The organism is Agrobacterium sp. 22-226-1 (genome assembly GCF_053522345.1).
The window spans coordinates 157,439-175,357 of sequence record NZ_JBNWCP010000006.1; the positions used below are offsets into that span (position 1 = coordinate 157,439).

Annotated in this window: 14 protein-coding genes and 1 tRNA gene; 2 read left to right on the plus strand and 13 right to left on the minus strand. The window is 59.6% G+C overall.

All coding sequences use genetic code 11. The features are described from left to right. The first annotated feature begins 2 nt into the window (after positions 1-2). Together ACQZ5K_RS12740 and ACQZ5K_RS12745 are read left to right on the plus strand one after the other, a co-directional pair. A complete protein-coding gene (locus ACQZ5K_RS12740) occupies positions 3-416 on the plus strand; it encodes a hypothetical protein (RefSeq protein ID WP_448740511.1) in 414 nt (137 codons plus the stop codon). A 246-nt stretch (positions 417-662) separates the two neighbouring features. Next, positions 663-962: a hypothetical protein gene (locus ACQZ5K_RS12745; RefSeq protein ID WP_448740512.1), complete on the plus strand. Its 300-nt coding sequence runs from the start codon at positions 663-665 to the stop codon at positions 960-962. Here ACQZ5K_RS12745 and ACQZ5K_RS12750 read toward each other — a convergent pair. The 13 genes from ACQZ5K_RS12750 to tolB all read right to left on the minus strand — a co-directional run bounded on the left by ACQZ5K_RS12750 (position 957) and on the right by tolB (position 17,914). Continuing rightward, positions 957-1,033, minus strand: a tRNA-Met gene (locus ACQZ5K_RS12750). The genes ACQZ5K_RS12745 and ACQZ5K_RS12750 overlap by 6 nt on opposite strands. A gap of 135 nt (positions 1,034-1,168) precedes the next feature. Further along, positions 1,169-2,365, minus strand: a complete 1,197-nt coding sequence (gene mnmA / locus ACQZ5K_RS12755) for a tRNA 2-thiouridine(34) synthase MnmA (protein ID WP_448740513.1) — start codon at positions 2,363-2,365, stop codon at positions 1,169-1,171. Between the two features lie 207 nt (positions 2,366-2,572). After that, positions 2,573-3,763 (minus strand): OpgC family protein, encoded by a 1,191-nt coding sequence (locus ACQZ5K_RS12760; protein ID WP_448740514.1) that lies wholly within the window; start codon positions 3,761-3,763, stop codon positions 2,573-2,575. A gap of 473 nt (positions 3,764-4,236) precedes the next feature. Next, the gene (locus tag ACQZ5K_RS12765) at positions 4,237-5,325 is read right to left on the minus strand and encodes a Tim44 domain-containing protein (RefSeq protein ID WP_448740515.1); all 1,089 of its coding nucleotides are present in this window, start codon (positions 5,323-5,325) and stop codon (positions 4,237-4,239) included. A gap of 224 nt (positions 5,326-5,549) precedes the next feature. Beyond that, positions 5,550-7,145 carry a phosphoglycerate dehydrogenase gene (serA, locus tag ACQZ5K_RS12770; RefSeq protein ID WP_448740516.1) on the minus strand — a complete coding sequence of 532 codons (1,596 nt, stop codon included), beginning with the start codon at positions 7,143-7,145 and terminating at the stop codon, positions 5,550-5,552. Between the two features lie 82 nt (positions 7,146-7,227). Then, a complete protein-coding gene (locus ACQZ5K_RS12775; RefSeq protein WP_448740517.1) occupies positions 7,228-8,406 on the minus strand; it encodes a phosphoserine transaminase in 1,179 nt (392 codons plus the stop codon). 212 nt (positions 8,407-8,618) lie between these two features. Beyond that, complete coding sequence (locus ACQZ5K_RS12780; protein WP_020810670.1) at positions 8,619-9,464, minus strand: outer membrane protein; 846 nt, start codon at positions 9,462-9,464, stop codon at positions 8,619-8,621. A 187-nt stretch (positions 9,465-9,651) separates the two neighbouring features. Continuing rightward, the gene (glmM, locus tag ACQZ5K_RS12785) at positions 9,652-11,004 is read right to left on the minus strand and encodes a phosphoglucosamine mutase (RefSeq protein WP_003523248.1); all 1,353 of its coding nucleotides are present in this window, start codon (positions 11,002-11,004) and stop codon (positions 9,652-9,654) included. 189 nt (positions 11,005-11,193) lie between these two features. Continuing rightward, positions 11,194-13,158 (minus strand): ATP-dependent zinc metalloprotease FtsH, encoded by a 1,965-nt coding sequence (gene ftsH / locus ACQZ5K_RS12790; protein ID WP_080819500.1) that lies wholly within the window; start codon positions 13,156-13,158, stop codon positions 11,194-11,196. Positions 13,159-13,312: 154 nt separating this feature from the next. Next, the gene (gene tilS, locus ACQZ5K_RS12795; protein WP_448740518.1) at positions 13,313-14,653 is read right to left on the minus strand and encodes a tRNA lysidine(34) synthetase TilS; all 1,341 of its coding nucleotides are present in this window, start codon (positions 14,651-14,653) and stop codon (positions 13,313-13,315) included. Positions 14,654-14,684: 31 nt separating this feature from the next. Then, positions 14,685-15,704, minus strand: a complete 1,020-nt coding sequence (ybgF, locus tag ACQZ5K_RS12800) for a tol-pal system protein YbgF (protein WP_448740519.1) — start codon at positions 15,702-15,704, stop codon at positions 14,685-14,687. A gap of 158 nt (positions 15,705-15,862) precedes the next feature. Continuing rightward, complete coding sequence (gene pal / locus ACQZ5K_RS12805; protein WP_003506243.1) at positions 15,863-16,396, minus strand: peptidoglycan-associated lipoprotein Pal; 534 nt, start codon at positions 16,394-16,396, stop codon at positions 15,863-15,865. 210 nt (positions 16,397-16,606) lie between these two features. Next, positions 16,607-17,914 carry a Tol-Pal system beta propeller repeat protein TolB gene (gene tolB, locus ACQZ5K_RS12810; RefSeq protein WP_003523242.1) on the minus strand — a complete coding sequence of 436 codons (1,308 nt, stop codon included), beginning with the start codon at positions 17,912-17,914 and terminating at the stop codon, positions 16,607-16,609. Between the last annotated feature and the right edge of the window lie 5 nt (positions 17,915-17,919).

The following is a 17,919-nucleotide window of genomic DNA, read 5'->3' on the forward strand; positions in this document are numbered from 1 at the left end:
CTGTGGACCCCGCAGCGGACGACGACATCGAGAAAGCTATCGCAGTTGCTCTGGCGGTGGTGCCGAGGACCTTCCGAAACGGATTTGGGGGAAAGGGTGTTAGACGCCGGCGAGAGCCGACTGCTACAAAGGAAGTCTCCGCCGTCGTCACTCGCTATCTCGGTCACACCTACACCTTCTATGAGAACGATAAGAAGGTCGAGAAAAGCGATGTGGAAGCCTTCCTGGCTGCTGAGTTGACGGCCGTGCCTGACGATCTCGCAAAGACCTTTGCCGACAAGCTCACCCTGTATTCAGAGCCGGCCCGCAAAGAGATCGCGGCGCGGTTGGCAAAGGCCATATCTGATAAATGGCGGTGGACCTATAAGCCGAGCGATGCGATCCACCTGAAGCCGATGTTCGGCGGGAACGACTAGTCTTGCAGAATGCCGATGGATCTAGCTGTCGTCTTTGTTAGCGCGCAGGCGCTTTTATCGCTGCTGTTTCCGCTGAATATGGTCATCATGTTGCTAAAGTAAGCGAGACCTTCGGGCGTATCCAAACCCGACTTCGCGTAGTACGCTTCAAGCGCGGGTGTATCGATTTCGAACCCACAAGAAGGCGCGCTCGATACAATCTTGGCTAGCCCTTGTGCTGTTTGCTTCTGGTCATGGTCGAGAGCCATGGCACTCGACAAGGCGGTGCAGCTGACCAGCAATCCAAGAACAAGTGTCTTGCCCGATACCGAATTTAATGACCGTTTTCTCAAGTTCATTCTGTCGTTCTCCCTTTGTAGCCGCGTTGGCAACGACGCTAGCAGAGAACAACTCGCAATGAAAATTCTGATGCCGGAAAAAGCACAGATAGCCAATTTGACACCCCAATCAGAAACGGGCGAAATTCCGATTTCTCGTGTCAAAATTCCGAAAACGCGCTACAGGGTACAGTGCGATCTGGATTTTTCATATGAAGGAAAGTGGTAGCGGGAGAGGGACTTGAACCCCCGACACGCGGATTATGATTCCGCTGCTCTAACCACCTGAGCTACCCCGCCACAGGGGAAACGTGACAGTCATGTGACCGGCCGTTCCATCAGGATGAGCGGCTTATAAGGTGCCGCTCCCCAAAGTGTCAAGCGCAACATGCGCAAAAAATTCGCTTTCCGCATCGCTGCAAAAAGCGAATGGTTTCAGGCGGCAACCGGCTTTTCCAGAAGCGCCTTCAGCGACGCCTCGGCTTCCGCCGAGCGTTCCGACCGTTCGATGAAACCACCGCCGTAAACGCGGGCATCCGCACCAGGCGCGGAATAAAGCACACAGGCCTGACCGGGAGCGACACCCGCTTCCCCCGTCATCAGGTCCACATAGATACCGTTTTCGTCCGCATGCAGCATCGCTTCCGTCGGCGGGCGGGTGGAGCGCACCTTGGCGAAACAGGCAAAGCCCTGCCCGGCATCGTTCGCCAGCTCGCCGTCACCCAGCCAGTTCATGTCACGCAGATAGACCCGGCGGGTTTCCAGTGCTTCGCGCGGGCCAACGATGACCCGGCGGCCGCGCGCATCGAGATGCACGACATAAAGCGGCTCCCCGGTCGCGACACCAATGCCGCGGCGCTGGCCGATCGTATAGTGCACGATGCCATCGTGGCGGCCGAGCACGCGGCCGTCGAGATGGACGATATCGCCCGCCAATGCCGCATTCGGCTTCAGCTTGTTAATGATATCGGTATATTTGCCCAGCGGCACGAAACAGATGTCCTGGCTGTCGGCCTTCTTGGCCACGACAAGCCCCATATCTTCCGCCAGAGCGCGCGTCTCGGCCTTGGAAAGGCCGCCGAGCGGAAAGCGCAGATAGTCGATCTGTTCCTGCGTCGTTGCGAACAGGAACCAGCTCTGGTCGCGGTCGCTGTCGATCGGCCGATAAAGCGCACGCCGCCCCGGTTGACCGGAAACGGGATTGGGACGCGAACGAATGTAATGGCCGGTCGCCAGCGCATCGGCGCCCAGTTCCTGCGCCGTGGCGAGCAGATCCGCGAACTTTACCGTCTGGTTGCAGGCCACGCAGGGGATCGGCGTTTCACCCATCGCATAGGCTTCGGCAAAGGGGTTGATGACGGTTTCGCGGAACCGCGCTTCGTAATCCAGCACATAGTGGGGAATGCCGAGCGTTTCGCAGACCCGGCGCGCATCGTCTATATCCTGCCCCGCGCAACAGGAGCCCGCGCGGTGCACGGCAGCACCGTGGTCATAGAGCTGGAGGGTAATGCCGAGGACATCATAACCCTCGCGCTTGAGGATACCGGCCACCACCGAAGAATCGACGCCACCGGACATGGCGACAACGATCCGGGTATCTTCCGGCCTCTTGTTAAAATCGAGCGTATTCACGTTTTTTCCCATCGTCAGTCATAACGGGGGTAAAGGCCCCGCCGCCTGTCGGTCATCCGCCGCGAGAAACCTTGGCCATCAATCGGGCCGTCCTGTCTCGTCATCCTGCGGATTTAAGGGCTGCATATAGAAAGGAATGGCCGCGCACGCAAGTACGGGGCGGAAAACCGCCCCGCAAAGCCGCCAGATTCAGGCTTGAACCGGCCGTCAGGCGCCAGCCGTCTTCTGGCCGCTGCTGCCGAACCACTTGTCACGCTCCCGCCACAGGGCTGGCAGAGCCAGCAATCCGATAGCCGTGAAGGCGATCAGCGTCTTGTTGAGCTGCGACAGCTCCGCCGTGCGGCCATCCAGATAATAGACGCCATAAACGATCGCCACGTGCCAGACATAGACCTGTAGCGAATGGCGGCCGAGCAATTGCAGGAACTTCAGCGACAGCACCCAGATGACGCCCTCGGCGAGGGAGCGCACGAGCGGACGGTGGTGCTTCGGGCCTGCTATCACCAGCCAGGTCAGGCCAATGCCGACGGCGAGGAAGTTGATGAGATAGACCGGGCCGAAATCGGCGCGGATTTCCATGGTGGAAAATTTGCCCATCATGAATTCCGGCATCAGGCCCCAGGCGGTGGCGATGCGCAGCGGCATGAAGAACAGGCAGATGACGAGTGCCGCCTTCGGCAGCCACGTATGCTGAGGCGAGAAGATCGCCTTCCACGGAATGCGGTTCTGCGCCGTCATCGCGCCCATCACCAGCGCCGAATAGAATACGAGCTGCCAGCCGAGCAGGTTGAAGCTGACGCGAATGCCCTGCTCGTCCGCACCCTTCACGAGTTCGTTGAGCGGGGTTGTGACGATCTGCTGGAGGCCAAGCTGGCCGGCCATCCAGACCAGCAGGGAGCCGGCCATAACATAGGCCCACTTACCGTCGAGGCAGAGCTTCACCAGCACCGGCGCAAAGATCATGTAGACGATATATTGCGGCAGAATATCCATGAAGGTCGGCTGGAACAGAAATGTCGCGATCGCCGCCAGTCGCAGCGGATCGTCGAACGACGTCATGCCAAGCCAGTTGTACCAGATGTAAGGTGCATGCGGGATGACCATGCGGAAGAACAGCACGGCGATGATGAGACCCATCGCGTAACGATAGAGTTCCAGCGCCCGGTTCCAGATCATCTGCTTGCCGGCGTCATAGCCGTATTTCATCATCTTGCGCGCATAGACCATGCCGATCAGCAGGCCGGACAGGAACACAAAGCCCTGGGCGTCCTCGACAAAGGCAAACTGCCGGTGATTGATTTCCACCAGCCAGAAGCCGCCGGCAAACACCAGATGGTTGATCAGCATGAAGACGAGGAAGTAACCACGCATCCCGTCGATCAGGTCAAAGCGTTTCATCGCGATAGCTCTCCGTTCTCGCAGGGCCTGCATTGCCCGGCCACCCAGCCCGGCTTGGGAGGGGCCGGGGATTGGATTGTCAACGCTGTTTTGCGCCTGAGGTTCCCTTTCCAAAGCGGTTTAGAACCGGCGCGAAAAGTCACATTGACGTGTATGCATTCTGGTTAGGATGCAGGGACTGAATGCCGGATGAATAAAAAAAGGCAATTCCGTGAAGCGGATGAGCCATGCGCGGGCAACATGCCGCGACAAGCAGGGCTCAAAGCCTTGCATAGCAGGGCGAAGCGGAATTCACCGCCGATGAGCGGGGGAGATATCACCCGTTAGATTTATCAGTCGTTTTTTGACCGCATCTTGCTGTCCCTTTAGCTGAGCGAGCGTCGGCGTGACCATGCTTTCCGGAAGCGAGACGAGCAAAGGCCCGGCGGTCACCAAACCGCCGGGCCTTTATCTGTTAAACACGCTTCGATTCGTCAGGCAGCGGCCTGAATAGCGGCCACCTGCCAGTTGTCGTTTCCGGGGCGGCGAACGAAGGTCCACATTTCCACCGCTTCAGAAGGCTGGTGCTCGTCACCTTCGATTACCTTGCCGGAGGTGCGGTCGCGCATCACGTCGATGGCGGAGTAACGCATCGCCACCGTTGCATAGTCCTGGCCCTCTTCGTGCCATGCTTCGGCAACGTCGCCCTGTAGCAGCGTCACATCGCGCACGTCGTTTTTCACGCCGCTCGTGGCGTTGTCGCTCAGTTCTTCTGCGAGGTAAGACATGGCTTCCGGCGTCGTCAGCTTGCGCAATGTGCCATAATCCTCGGCGGCATAGGCGGCCTGCACGTCTTCCAGCATTTTCTGGAAAGTTTCGAGATCGCCCTGGGTAATGCCGATTTCATCGCCTTCCGACATGGCATTGGCATAAGGCGCGGGGGCATGAGGCGCAGGCTTTGCCGTTGCGGCAGCGGCGGCCACACCGCCCGCAGTGCCGGCCAGCGCGCCGATCTTCGGAATCTTGAACGAGGATGCGGCAGAACCCGCCTGCGAAGCGCCATTATAGGAAGAACCGGAATGATCCGTGCGCTGAGACCCGCCGGCCGAGCCATAAGCGGGCTGGCCCTGACGACGCGAGGCAAAGAAACGCATGGCAAGCATGACCAGAAGACCGATCAGCGCCACCTGCAACAGCATGCCGAAGAAACCGGCCATGCCGCCAAAACCGCCACCCAGCAGCATGCCGAACAGACCGCCCATCAAGAGGCCGCCCATCAAACCACCCATCATGCCGCCGAACAGGCCGCGGCTCTGCTGTGGCGCCTGCGCGCCCGGACGAGCCGGCTGAGCAGCGTTCGGCGCTGCCTGATTGGTGTTAGGCGTCATGCTGCGGTTGATCGGCGCGGTCTGGCCGGGCGCGGTGCTGGTCGAAGGCGGAGCGGAATAGGTACGCGTGCCGCGGCTGCCGAAACCGCCGCTGGCGCGACGCGCTTCTGCCATATCAACCGCCACGAAAGACACCGCGATACCAAGCGCGGCGACTGCGAACAAACCCTTGAAGCGCCGAAAGGCAGCAAACATCGTTATCTCCTGTTGGCCGCCCTCCCATGAGCGGCATGTCAGCAGGCGATATAGCAACTCATGATCATCATTTTTAGAGCACTTGGCTTAAATTTTTTGTGATATGCAACCAATGCGATAGTCGCCCGTATTTTGCGACAAAACAGACACTGGAAAAACGAAAAACCCGGCACAGGGTCTCCCCTGCGCCGGGCCTTATTGTCCCCTTGGGAGGAACGATAAGATCAGTCGACGTTGAAGGTCAGCGGCTTCACCTGGCGGATCGCCGGGTTGGCGCGCAGCTTGTCCAGCACCGCTTCGGAAACCGGGCCGTCGACATAAAGCAGCGCGATGGCGTCGCCACCTTCCTTTTCACGGCCGAGCTGGAAGTTGGCGATGTTGACGCCAGCTTCGCCGAGCGTGGTGCCCATGAAGCCGATCATGCCAGGAACGTCGGTGTTGGTGATGTAGATCATGTGCGACCCAACATCGGCATCCATGTTGATGTTCTTGATCTGGATGAAGCGCGGCTTGCCATCCGAGAACACCGTGCCGGCAACCGAGCGGATCTGGTTTTCCGTCTTGACCGTCAGCTTGATGTAGCCGTCGTAAACGCCGGTCTTGTCGCGCTTGACCTCGGAGAGGATGATCCCCTTTTCCTTGATCATGACCGGGGCCGAAACCATGTTCACATCCGCAACCTGGCTGCGGATCAGGCCGGCCAGCAGGGCGCTGGTCAATGCCTTGGTGTTCATGCTGGCGGTTGCGCCGTCATAAAGGATTTCGATTTCCTTGGTGGCGCTTTCCTGCACCTGACCGACGAAAGAGCCGAGAACATCCGCCAGGCGGATGAAGGGCTTCAGGCGCGGCGCTTCCTCAGCCGTGATCGACGGCATGTTGATGGCGTTGGAAACCGCACCCTTAACGAGGTAATCCGACATCTGCTCGGCAACCTGAAGGGCAACGTTTTCCTGCGCTTCCGTGGTCGAAGCACCGAGATGCGGCGTGCAGACGACGTTCGGCAGGCCGAAAAGCGGGCTCTCGGTGGCGGGCTCGACTTCGAACACGTCGAAACCGGCGCCGGCGACATGGCCGGACTTGATGGCTTCGGCAAGGGCCGCTTCATCCACCAGACCGCCACGGGCGCAGTTGACGATACGAACGCCCTTCTTGGTCTTGGCAAGGTTTTCGGCATCGAGGATGCCGCGCGTCTTGTCGGTCATCGGCACATGCAGGGTGATGAAATCGGCCTGGGCCAGCAGCTCGTCCAGCTCAACCTTGGTGACGCCCATTTCCTGCGCGCGCTCCGGCGAGAGGAAGGGGTCGTAGGCCAGAACATGCATCTTCAAGCCCAGGGCTCGCGAGCAGACGATGGAGCCGATGTTGCCGGCGCCGATGACGCCGAGCGTCTTGCCGGTGATTTCGACACCCATGAATTTCGACTTTTCCCACTTGCCGGCCTGCGTGGAGCTGTCTGCGGCCGGAAGCTGGCGGGCGACGGCGAACATCAGCGCAATCGCATGTTCGGCTGTGGTGATGGAGTTGCCGAAGGGCGTGTTCATGACGATGATGCCGCGGCGCGAGGCGGCCGGGATATCGACATTGTCCACACCGATGCCGGCGCGGCCGATGACCTTGAGGTTGGTCGCAGCCTCGATCAGCTTTTCCGTTGCCTTGGTGGCGGAGCGGATGGCGAGACCATCGTAGTTACCGATGATTTCGGCAAGCTTGTCCTTGTCCTTGCCGAGCTTCGGCTGGAAATCAACTTCGACGCCACGATCGCGGAAGATCTGGACGGCGGTTTCCGACAGTTCGTCGGATACGAGTACGCGAGGTGCCATGGTTCACGGGCTCCTTGAAAGCGGTGCAGTTTTGAAAGCGGGGAATATGCGGCCCCGCATCAGCGCAGGGCCGGTATCAAAATCAGGCGGCAGCCTTGGAAAGTGCTGCCTTCTGCGTCTGGTAGGCCCAGGCAAGCCAGGGCATGACGGCTTCCATATCCGCCGTCTCGATGGTGGCGCCGGCCCAGATGCGCAGACCGGACGGGGCGTCACGGTAAGCGCCGATATCGAGGGCGACATTTTCCTTCTCGAGCAGGGCGACGACGCCCTTGGCGAAATCGGCCTGTGCGGCAGCATCCAGCGCCTGCACCTCGGGATCGACGATCTTCAGGCAGACGGAGGTGTTGGAGCGGGTTTCCGGCTTGACGGCCAGGTTGGCGATCCAGTCGTTCTTTTCGATGAAGTCGTAAATGACCTTGGCATTGGCATCGGCACGGCCGATCAGCGCCTTGAGGCCACCGAGATTCTTCGCCCACAGCAGCGCGTCGATGTAATCTTCAACGCAGAGCATGGACGGCGTGTTGATGGTTTCGCCGGTGAAGATGCCTTCGATCAGCTTGCCGCCGGAAACCATGCGGAAGATTTTCGGCAGAGGCCAAGCCGGTGCGTAGCTCAGCAGACGCTCGACAGCGCGTGGCGAAAGAATGATGACGCCATGGCCGCCCTCACCGCCCAGCACCTTCTGCCAGGAGAAGGTGACGACGTCGAGTTTTGTAAAATCCATGTCCTGTGCGAAGGCCGCCGACGTGGCGTCACAGATGGTCAAACCCTTGCGGTCAGCCGGGATGAAATCGGCATTGGGAACGCGAACGCCGGAGGTGGTGCCGTTCCAGGTGAAAACCACGTCGCGGTCGAAATCGACTTCGGAAAGGTTCGGCAGCAGGCCGTAATCGGCCTCGAATTTGCGGACGTCCTTCAGCTTCAGCTGCTTGACGACGTCAGTGACCCAGCCGGCGCCGAAGCTTTCCCAGGCGAGCATATCGACGCCGCGTTCACCGAGCAGCGACCAGAGCGCCATTTCAACGGCGCCGGTGTCGGATGCGGGAACGATACCGATGCGATAATCGGCAGGAACGTTCAGAACTTCACGGGTGAGATCGATGGCCTGCTTCAGCTTGGCTTTGCCAACCTTGGCGCGATGCGAGCGACCGAGCGGCGCATCGGAGAGAGCATCTAGCGACCAACCGGGACGCTTCGAGCAGGGACCAGAGGAAAAATGCGTATTGCCCGGACGGACGTCCGGCTTCACGATATCTGTCATTTGACTACCCTTCCAGATAGGCGCTCCACGTTAGGGTGGAGTGTCCTGACGCCGTTGCTATTCCTCTCGCCGATCCCAGTCAAGCGGAATATGTCGCTACGCAGAAGAATTTTGGTCCATATGCGTCATGCCCCGTGTCAGATGCCGGTAAAACAAAACCGCCCGCACCCGAAGGATGCGGACGGTCTGAAACTACCAGCGGGGCGTGACGTTTATTTATAAACGGCAGGCTGCAGCGGAATATCGGCGGGCGGCATGTATTGCGCGGTATCGCAGCCGTTGAAGACATAACGGCCGCCGACGCGCACTTCATGCGAATAAAGGCCCTTGTCCCGACCCGGACCGCCGCCATTCTCATAAGCGAACATATCGCCCTTGTTGATGTGGCGGAAACGATAGCCGATATCGGCCTTCAGGTTACAGGTGACGTCGATGGATGCGCCGGCCATCAGAGCGTAGGCGAAACGCCACTTGCCCTTGCCGCCATGTTCCGTGGTCGGGTCGCAGCCCAGGCCATTGACGCTGCAGGATGTGTTGCGCAGCTTGTCCCACTTGACGTAGGAACCGCCGATACCGCCACCGACATAAGGCGTGACACGGCCATAGGTGCCCAGATCGACATAGGCATTCGCCATCAGAGTATAGGCGCGAACCGAGCTAAGGTCCTCCGAGACGCAGCGACCGGGAACGGAACCGCAGAAACCGCTCGTGGAGCCGCGGAAATCCGACTTACCCATATAGTCAAAGGTCACGTCACTGCGGAAATAGTTGTTGAACTGATAACCGACACCGGCGCCAATGACATAGCTGTCCTTGATCGTCGCGGTATCAAAATCCGCGAGGTAGCCGCCGGGGCCGCCCTGATAATAATGGGCGCCGCGCAGCTTGTTGAAGGAATAACCGACGTCGCCGCGCAGATACCAGCCGCTTGCCTGGGTGATCTCGACTTCCGGGGCCTCGACATAGGCCGGTGCGGGCTCGGCTTGATAAAGATCGGCAGCGATAGCGCTTGTACCGGTCAGCAGGACGGCCAGAAATCCGGCCAGGACGTTTTTCATGACTTCCACTCCAGAAGAGGCACGTGCGGTTTCGGCAGCAGATGCCAGTGAACTGTTCAGTCATGGAGATTGACGTAAAATGGTTAAGTCCCGATTAACCACGATCATTCACTATATTTATTAGGAAATACTCAAAGAAAAAGCCGGCTGCAGAGCCGGCTTTTTCAGGCGTTACTGTCGCGGAAGCTCACGCCGCCGAGCGGGCATTGGCGATGACGCCGACGAGATCGTTGACGATCTGCTCCACCTTCGCGCTGTCGTCGCCTTCCGCCATGACGCGGATCAGCGGTTCCGTGCCCGAGGGGCGGATGACGAGGCGGCCATTATTGGCCAATGCGCTTTCCGCATCCGCAATCGCCTGCTGCACGACAGGGTTTTCCAGCGGCTTGCCGCCTGAGATACGGACATTCTTCAAAAGCTGTGGCACCGGCTCGAACTTGCGGCAGACTTCGCTGACCGTGAGGCCGGAGCGCTTGACCTTGGCGAGAACCTGCAAGGCCGCAACAAGGCCATCGCCCGTCGTGCCGTAATCCGACAGCACGATATGGCCGGACTGCTCGCCGCCGACGTTGAAATTGTGGTTACGCATATGCTCAACGACATAGCGGTCGCCCACCTTGGTGCGGGCAAGGGTAAGGCCCTTGTCGCCCAGGAAACGTTCAAGACCGAGATTCGACATGACGGTCGCCACGATACCGCCGCCGCGCAGCGTGTTGTCGGCAGCCCAGCTATCGGCGATGACGGCCATCAGCTGGTCGCCATCGACGATCTCGCCGCGCTCGTCAACGATGATGACGCGGTCCGCATCGCCATCGAGCGCGATGCCGATATCGGCCCGTACTTCATGCACCTTCTTCTGCAGCGCTTCCGGGTGGGTGGATCCGCATTCCAGATTGATATTGATGCCGTTCGGCTCATTGCCGATGGTGACGACTTCCGCGCCGAGTTCCCAGAGCGCAGCAGGCGCCACCTTGTAAGCCGCGCCATTGGCGCAGTCGATGGCGATCCGCAGTCCGCTCAGCGTCACATCACGCGGCAGGGTGCGCTTGACGAATTCGATATAACGATAGATGTCGCCATCCACGCGCTTGGCGCGACCGATCTCGCTCGGCTTGGCAAGCTGCGCATAGATATCCTTGTCGAGAAGGTCTTCAATCTCCAGTTCCAGCTCATCGGAGAGCTTGTAACCATCCGGTCCGAAAAGCTTGATGCCGTTATCGGAGAAGGGATTGTGCGAGGCTGAGATCATCACACCGATATCGGCGCGCAGGGAGCGGGTCAGCATGGCGACGGCGGGCGTCGGAATGGGGCCGAGCAGGAAGACATCGAGACCGGCGGCGGTGAAGCCGGCGACCAGTGCGTTCTCCAGCATATAACCGGAAAGGCGCGTATCCTTGCCGATGACCACGCGATGGCGATGATGGCCACGGCGGAAGATCGTCCCGACCGCAATGCCCACACGCATCGCCAGATCAGGCGTCATGGGGAATACGTTCGATTGTCCGCGGATACCATCGGTTCCGAAATAACGGCGTGCCATTTGAACTCCAAATCTTTTCCAACATTCCGGCAAAGGTGAAAACAGCCGGAAGCGTTTTTGGCTAGATGCCACAAACCACGATAAACAGCACGTAAATTAGCGCAAAAATGGCTTATATCTTGTTACCAAAATGAAAAGGCCACCCGGAAACCCGGATGGCCTTTTACAATTCTTAGCTTGCGCGAACGATCAATGCGGCTGCGGCTCCATGCCACCTTCGGCCTCGCCGTCGCCTTTTGCTTCGCCGTCACCCTTCACTTCACTGGGGCCGTCCTTCTTGGTGCCTGCCTTCGGCACTGCCGAACCACGGCTGCCCGGAGAATCGTCACCCAGATCGCGGGCGGGCTTCTCGCCCTTCAGCAAGGCCTTGATCTCGTCACCCGTCAGGGTTTCGTATTCAAGCAGACCCTCGGCAATCGCAACGAAACCATCGTGGTTTTCCGTCAGGATGCGGCGAGCCTCGCCATAAGCCTCGTCGATCAGGCGGCGAACTTCCGTATCGATGGTCTGGGCCGTCGCCTCGGAGACGTTCTTCGACTGCGAGACGGAATGGCCGAGGAAGACTTCCTGCTGATTTTCACCATAGGACACTTGTCCGAGAGCATCGGAGAAGCCCCATTGCGTGACCATGGCGCGGGCAAGCTTGGTGGCCTGCTCGATATCCGAAGAGGCGCCGGAGGTGATGTTTTCCTTGCCGAAGGTCAGTTCCTCGGCAACGCGTCCACCCATCATGATGACGAGACGCGACACCATCCACTTGTAGCTCATGGAGTACCGGTCGCCTTCCGGCAGCTGCATGACCATGCCGAGCGCGCGGCCGCGCGGAATGATCGTCGCCTTGTGCAACGGATCGGCAACGGCAACCTTCAGCGCGGTGATGGCGTGTCCGGCTTCGTGATAGGCGGTCAGCTTCTTTTCGGCCTCGGTCATGGCGGAGGAGCGGCGTTCCGCACCCATCATGATCTTGTCCTTGGCGTCTTCGAATTCCTGCATGGTGACGACGCGCTTGTTGCGGCGGGCGGCCATCAGGGCGGCTTCGTTGACGAGGTTCATCAGGTCCGCACCCGAGAAACCGGGCGTACCACGGGCCAGAACCTTGAGGTCGACATTCGGCGCCAGCGGCACGTTGCGGATATGCACTTTGAGGATGCGCTCGCGGCCGACAATATCCGGGTTCGGCACGACGACCTGACGGTCGAAACGGCCGGGACGCAGAAGAGCGGGGTCGAGAACGTCGGGGCGGTTCGTGGCGGCGATGAGGATGATGCCTTCATTCGCCTCGAAACCGTCCATCTCGACCAGCAGCTGGTTCAGCGTCTGCTCGCGCTCGTCGTTACCGCCGCCAAGACCGGCGCCGCGATGGCGGCCGACAGCGTCGATTTCGTCGATGAAGATGATGCAGGGCGCATTCTTCTTGGCCTGCTCGAACATGTCACGCACGCGGCTTGCGCCGACGCCGACGAACATTTCCACGAAATCCGAACCGGAAATGGTGAAGAACGGCACGTTGGCCTCGCCGGCGACGGAACGCGCGAGAAGCGTCTTACCGGTACCCGGAGGGCCGACCAGCAACACGCCGCGCGGGATTTTACCGCCGAGGCGCTGGAACTTCTGGGGATCACGCAGGAATTCGACGATTTCCTCGAGGTCCTGCTTGGCTTCGTCCACGCCTGCAACGTCATCGAACGTCACGCGGCCATGGGCTTCCGTCAGCAACTTGGCCTTGGATTTGCCAAAGCCCATCGCACCACGCGAGCCGCCCTGCATCTGCCGCATGAAAAACAGCCAGACGCCGAGAATGAGGAACATCGGCAGAAGCGTGCCGAGATAGCTCAGGAAACCGGAGGAACCGTCGCTTTCGGGACGCGCTACGATGGTCACGTTCTTGCTCTGCAAGCGCTCCATCAGGCTGTCATCGATGACGGGGGAATAGGTCTGAAAGGCCGTGCCGTTTTCGGTATAGGTTCCGAGAACCCGATTACCGGTGACGGTCACGTCGCGAACTCGCCCGGAATCCACATCGCGAAGAAACTGGGAATACGGAATTTCCCGCGAACCCGTTTGCGTCGGCGACGTCTGGAACATGCTGAACAACGCGATCAGCAAGAGGGCAATCACGGCCCACAAGGCGAAATTTCTGAAATTTGGGTTCATCGAACTCCCCGAACTCACACGGGCATATCTGCTGCCCGCTCTTACGTGCCCCTAACATAAGGACGACATCTGCCGTTGCCAAGGCAAAGCGCATTATCTGATGCGTTTTGGTGTAAAAACTATTCCAAGGCAATTCACGAAAAAGAGGCCGGATTTAAACCGGGGGCTGTGGATAGGCGGCGCGCAGGAGGCGCATGGCAATCACATTGGCCAACTCAAGGTCGAAACGCGGAAGAAAAAGATCATAAGGCGCAAGCAGCGGGCGGATCGCCGCCACGCCGGACCCCGGAAATGCCAGATCGTGATTTTCGCGCACGAAGACCGGCATTGTCTGGCTGGAGCGTTTCAATATCCCCGGAGGAATGACACCGGAAGGTTTGATCGGAATACCCATTGTGTCTCCGGCGCCAAAAGCGCGGACGACTATCTCTGCATCGGAACGGTTGAACACGTCAAAGCGCTCGTCCCAAACCATCCTCGCGCCCGGCGGCATTCGCAGTGATGGAATGTTTCTGTTTTCCCGCATCAGGTAGAGGGCATCCTTGCGGTAATCGAACACGACGCGGTTCGCCGTTATCCTTCCCGGTTCTCGATTCGCGACAAGCGCCATCACCCTGTCCATCGTGTCAGACGCCATGGGATATCGTCGACCGCCGATAACACCTGATAGCGCCGACAACGCGTACCGGATAACGGCGGGGTCTTCACCGAGGCTCTCAGCGTTTATCCTGATTAAACCAAGGGAAAAAAACCAAGAGTTATGATGTACAAACCGGGCTGCGCGTGCGGATAATTCCGACCTTGTGTCTGACGTTCCGTACGGAAAAAGACGAGGCGTATCGTCCAGCGCCTGCCGCACCCTCACCCGCTCATATTTGCGGTTTTCATTGCTGGGATCATCGATCCAGCCTTGCGCCCTTTCGAGAAGATAATCGCGAATGGCTTGGCGCTCGCAATGCAGAAATGGCCGCATGACCCAGTGACGCCCACCATACAGCACGGCGTCTGCCATACCCGACAAGCCGAGATTATCAGCCCGTTTACCGCGGGCGGCGCGCATCGCAACCGTTTCCCGCTGGTCGCCCTGTGTATGCCCCGTCACGATGAGATCGGCGCTCATCGTGTCCGCGACACCAGCAATCAGACGGTAACGCGCCAGGCGCGAGGCCTCGGCCAAACCGGAGGCGGGTTTTTGGTCATCCCAACGGCGCACGGCATGAAAGATGCCAAGCCCGGCGCATAACGTGGCGACTTTTTTTGCCTCGTCAGCGGATTCGGGCCGTAGCGCATGATCGACCGTGACGGCCGACAGCCACACCTGATCCCCTGAACCGATGGAAGCTTCGTGCAATGCGAGCAACAAACCGGTGGAATCGCTGCCGCCGGAAATTGCAACGAGAATATGCGCAGGTTTGCGCAGTTTCGCGACGAACAATCGCGCAGCCTCAAGCGGGACAAGCCCGGTTTCGTCTGGAATGCTGGTCTTGGCAGGCATGGACAGACCGCACTTCAACGGGAAAGAGGGATCAGCAGCTCAGCCGCTTCTGTTCACTTGCAACCTTGCTCAGCACGGTCTTGGAAGCATTGGGATAACGCTTCGGCACCTCGCGCAGCGTGGCGCAGGCGGTTTCGGTATTGTCGAGAGCGGCAAGCGACATGCCGAGCTTCATCAGCATTTCCGGCGCCTTCGGAGATTTGCCATAGGCCTGATGGCCGTTCAGGAAGGTCTTTGCGGCCTCATTGAACTTGCCCTGGGAATACTGCGCCTCGCCCAGCCAGAAGCTCGCATCCGCGGCCTTCGTGCCCTTGGGATAACCCTGCAGATATTGCTGGAACCCCTGTTCCGCCAGCTTGTAGTCACCGGAAAGAACATGGCCGTAAGCGGCCTGATAAATATCGCCTTCGCTGGTCAGCGCCGCCGTATTCACCGGATCCGTCTTGCGCTGGCTATTGCCCGTGCTGACGCCCGGAAGGCTGGCGGAGGAATTATTAGCGCCCTGATTCAACGTGCCGCCAACCGGCATTCCCTTGGAATCGAGCTCGATGGAGCCGAGCGTCGTCTCTCCCGGTGCGCCTGTCGGAGCGGTGGAGGGAGCAGACGGAGAAACGGAAGCGCCACCCTCGGGTGGCGTTTCGATGATCGTTGCAACGTCGTCGGTCGGCGGTGAGGCCGGATTGACCGGACTGGCTTCCGCCTTCTTTTTCGGCGCAGCGGTCGGGCTTGCACCCTTGCCGCCGGCATTCCCGCTCTCCAGTTCCTGGAAGCGGAACTCATTGTCTTCCTGCGCCTTGCGGATCGTTTCCTGCATCTGCAGAAGCTGGAAGCTCATTTCCTCGATACGGCCGTTGAGCTGCCGGATCTGTTCTTCAAGCTGCTGAACCCGATAGGCTTCATTGGCCTGAACCCGGACGACCGGGGGCCGCTGCTGAGAGTTGATCGTGCCGAAGCTACCCCCCGCACCGAACAGCGGACCCGAAACGGCGATGCCGCTCAAGCCGGTGCAGGCTGCAAGCCCCAGCATTCCCGCCACGACAAGTTTCTTCATCTCATTCGTCCTGCCTTAACTGATTTGCACCGGAATGGCGCAAGCCGGATTTTTTCCATATCAACCGAAAAAGCAACTTAACTTCGGCCAAACTATGAAAAAAACAAAAGGCGGCCCAAAGACCGCCTTTCATTCAAGATCACAATAACGTCAGGCAATCACATGCCCGCGCCACCGAGAACCGTCACGGCGCGGCGGTTCTGCGACCAGCAGGAGATGTCGTCGCAAACGGCGACCGGCTTTTCCTTGCCGTAGGAGATCGTCTTCATGCGGTTAGCCGGAACACCCTGGGAAGCCAGGAAGTCGCGGGTTGCAGCCGCACGACGGGCGCCGAGCGCCAGGTTGTATTCGCGCGTGCCGCGTTCGTCGGCATGGCCTTCAACGGTGATGGCGTAGTTCGGATAACGGGCGAGCCACTGAGCCTGGCGCTGCAGGGTCTGTTGGGCGTCAGCGCGGATAGAGGTCGAGTCGGTGTCGAAGAAGATGCGGTCGCCGACATTGACCGTGAAGTCCTGCTGGGAGCCCGGCGTTGCGGAGCCCGCGCCACCAAGGCCAAGTTCACCGGCGCTGTTCGGCATGTTCTTCTTGTTCGCGCAACCTGCGAGGGCGAGCGCGAGCGTCATGGCGATGACAGCCGGGTTACGGGCCAGTTTCTGCATGGGGCTGAGTGCCGAAATGTGTGTACGGCTCATCGCCGGTCTCTCCTTAGGATTTCAATAACGTTGCCGGACACTAACTGATCGCGGTTAATAGCCGGCAAACGCTTATGGTTAACAGAAAGGAAATGTCCCATTTTTTTGCTCCCTCACAACAGTTTGCGGCAAGAAAGAGGCGCACTTCCCCATGGTATCAAATAAAACATGACGGCGCCGGTTCATGCCGGCGCCGTCATGGCAGTTATATCAGTCCAGAAGCGGCGACCATGCCGGATCCGAAGCGAAAGTCGGCGTCTTGATGAGCTGCTCGTTGTAGCCCGTCAGGTCGATCGAATAGAGCTGCGGACCGCCCGCACCGGCGTTCTGACGGAAGAACATCAGCACGCGGCCGTTCGGCGCCCAGGTCGGGCCTTCATTGTGGAAACCGCTGGTCAGGATGCGCTCGCCCGAACCGTCGGTCTTCATCACGCCAATCGAGAACTTGCCGCCCGACTGCTTGGTGAAGGCGATCAGATCGCCGCGCGGCGACCAGACCGGCGTGGAATAGGAACCATCGCCGAAGGAAACGCGCTGCTGGCCGGAACCATCGGCATTCATCACGTAGATCTGCTGGCGACCGCCGCGGTCGCTTTCGAAGGCGACGCGCTGACCGTCGGGCGAATAGGACGGCGCCGTATCGATCGCCGACGTGTTCGTCAGCCGCGTCGTGGTGCGAGAGCGCAGGTCCATGGTGTAGATATTGGCGTTGCCATCCTGCTGCAGGCTCATGATGACCTTCTGGCCATCCGGCGAGAAGCGCGGCGAGAAGGTCATGCCGGGGAAATTGCCGACAACTTCGCGCTGTCCGGTTTCCAGTTGCAGCAGATAAACGCGCGGCTGCTGGCCTTCGAAGGACATGTAGGTCACTTCCTGACGGTTCGGCGAGAAACGCGGCGTCAGGACGATGTCGTTCGAGTTGGTGAGATTGCGGACGTTGAAGCCATCCTGGTCCATGATCGACAGCTGGCGCTTGCGGGCCGTCTTCGGGCCGCTTTCAGAGACGAAAACGACGCGGGTGTCGAAGTAGCCCTTTTCACCGGTGATGCGCTCATAAATAGCGTCGGCGATGATGTGGGCGACGCGGCGCCAGTTTTCCGGCTGGGTAAAGAACTGCTGGCCAGTCATCTGCTGGTTGGCGAACGTATCCCACAGGCGGAATTCGGCGCGCAGGCGGCCATCGCTTTCACGCGTGACACGGCCGGTCACGAGCGCCTGGGCGTTGATGACCTTCCAGTCCTCGAAACGCGGCTGCTGATCCGGATTGCTGATCTTTTCGATGAAGGCGTTCTTGTTGACCGGCGCAAAAAGGCCGGAACGCTGCAGGTCGGCGGCAATGACCGCGGAAACCTGCGCGCCGATGCCGTCGCTCGACATGAAGTCGGTGATGGCGATGGGCAGCGGCTCGACATTGCCCTTGTTGATGTTGATTTCCACCCGCGCAAAAGCCGGTGCGGAGAAAACCGACATGAGGGCCGCGACAGCGAGCACCAGCCGGATCGGCGAAAATATCTTCATGTTGC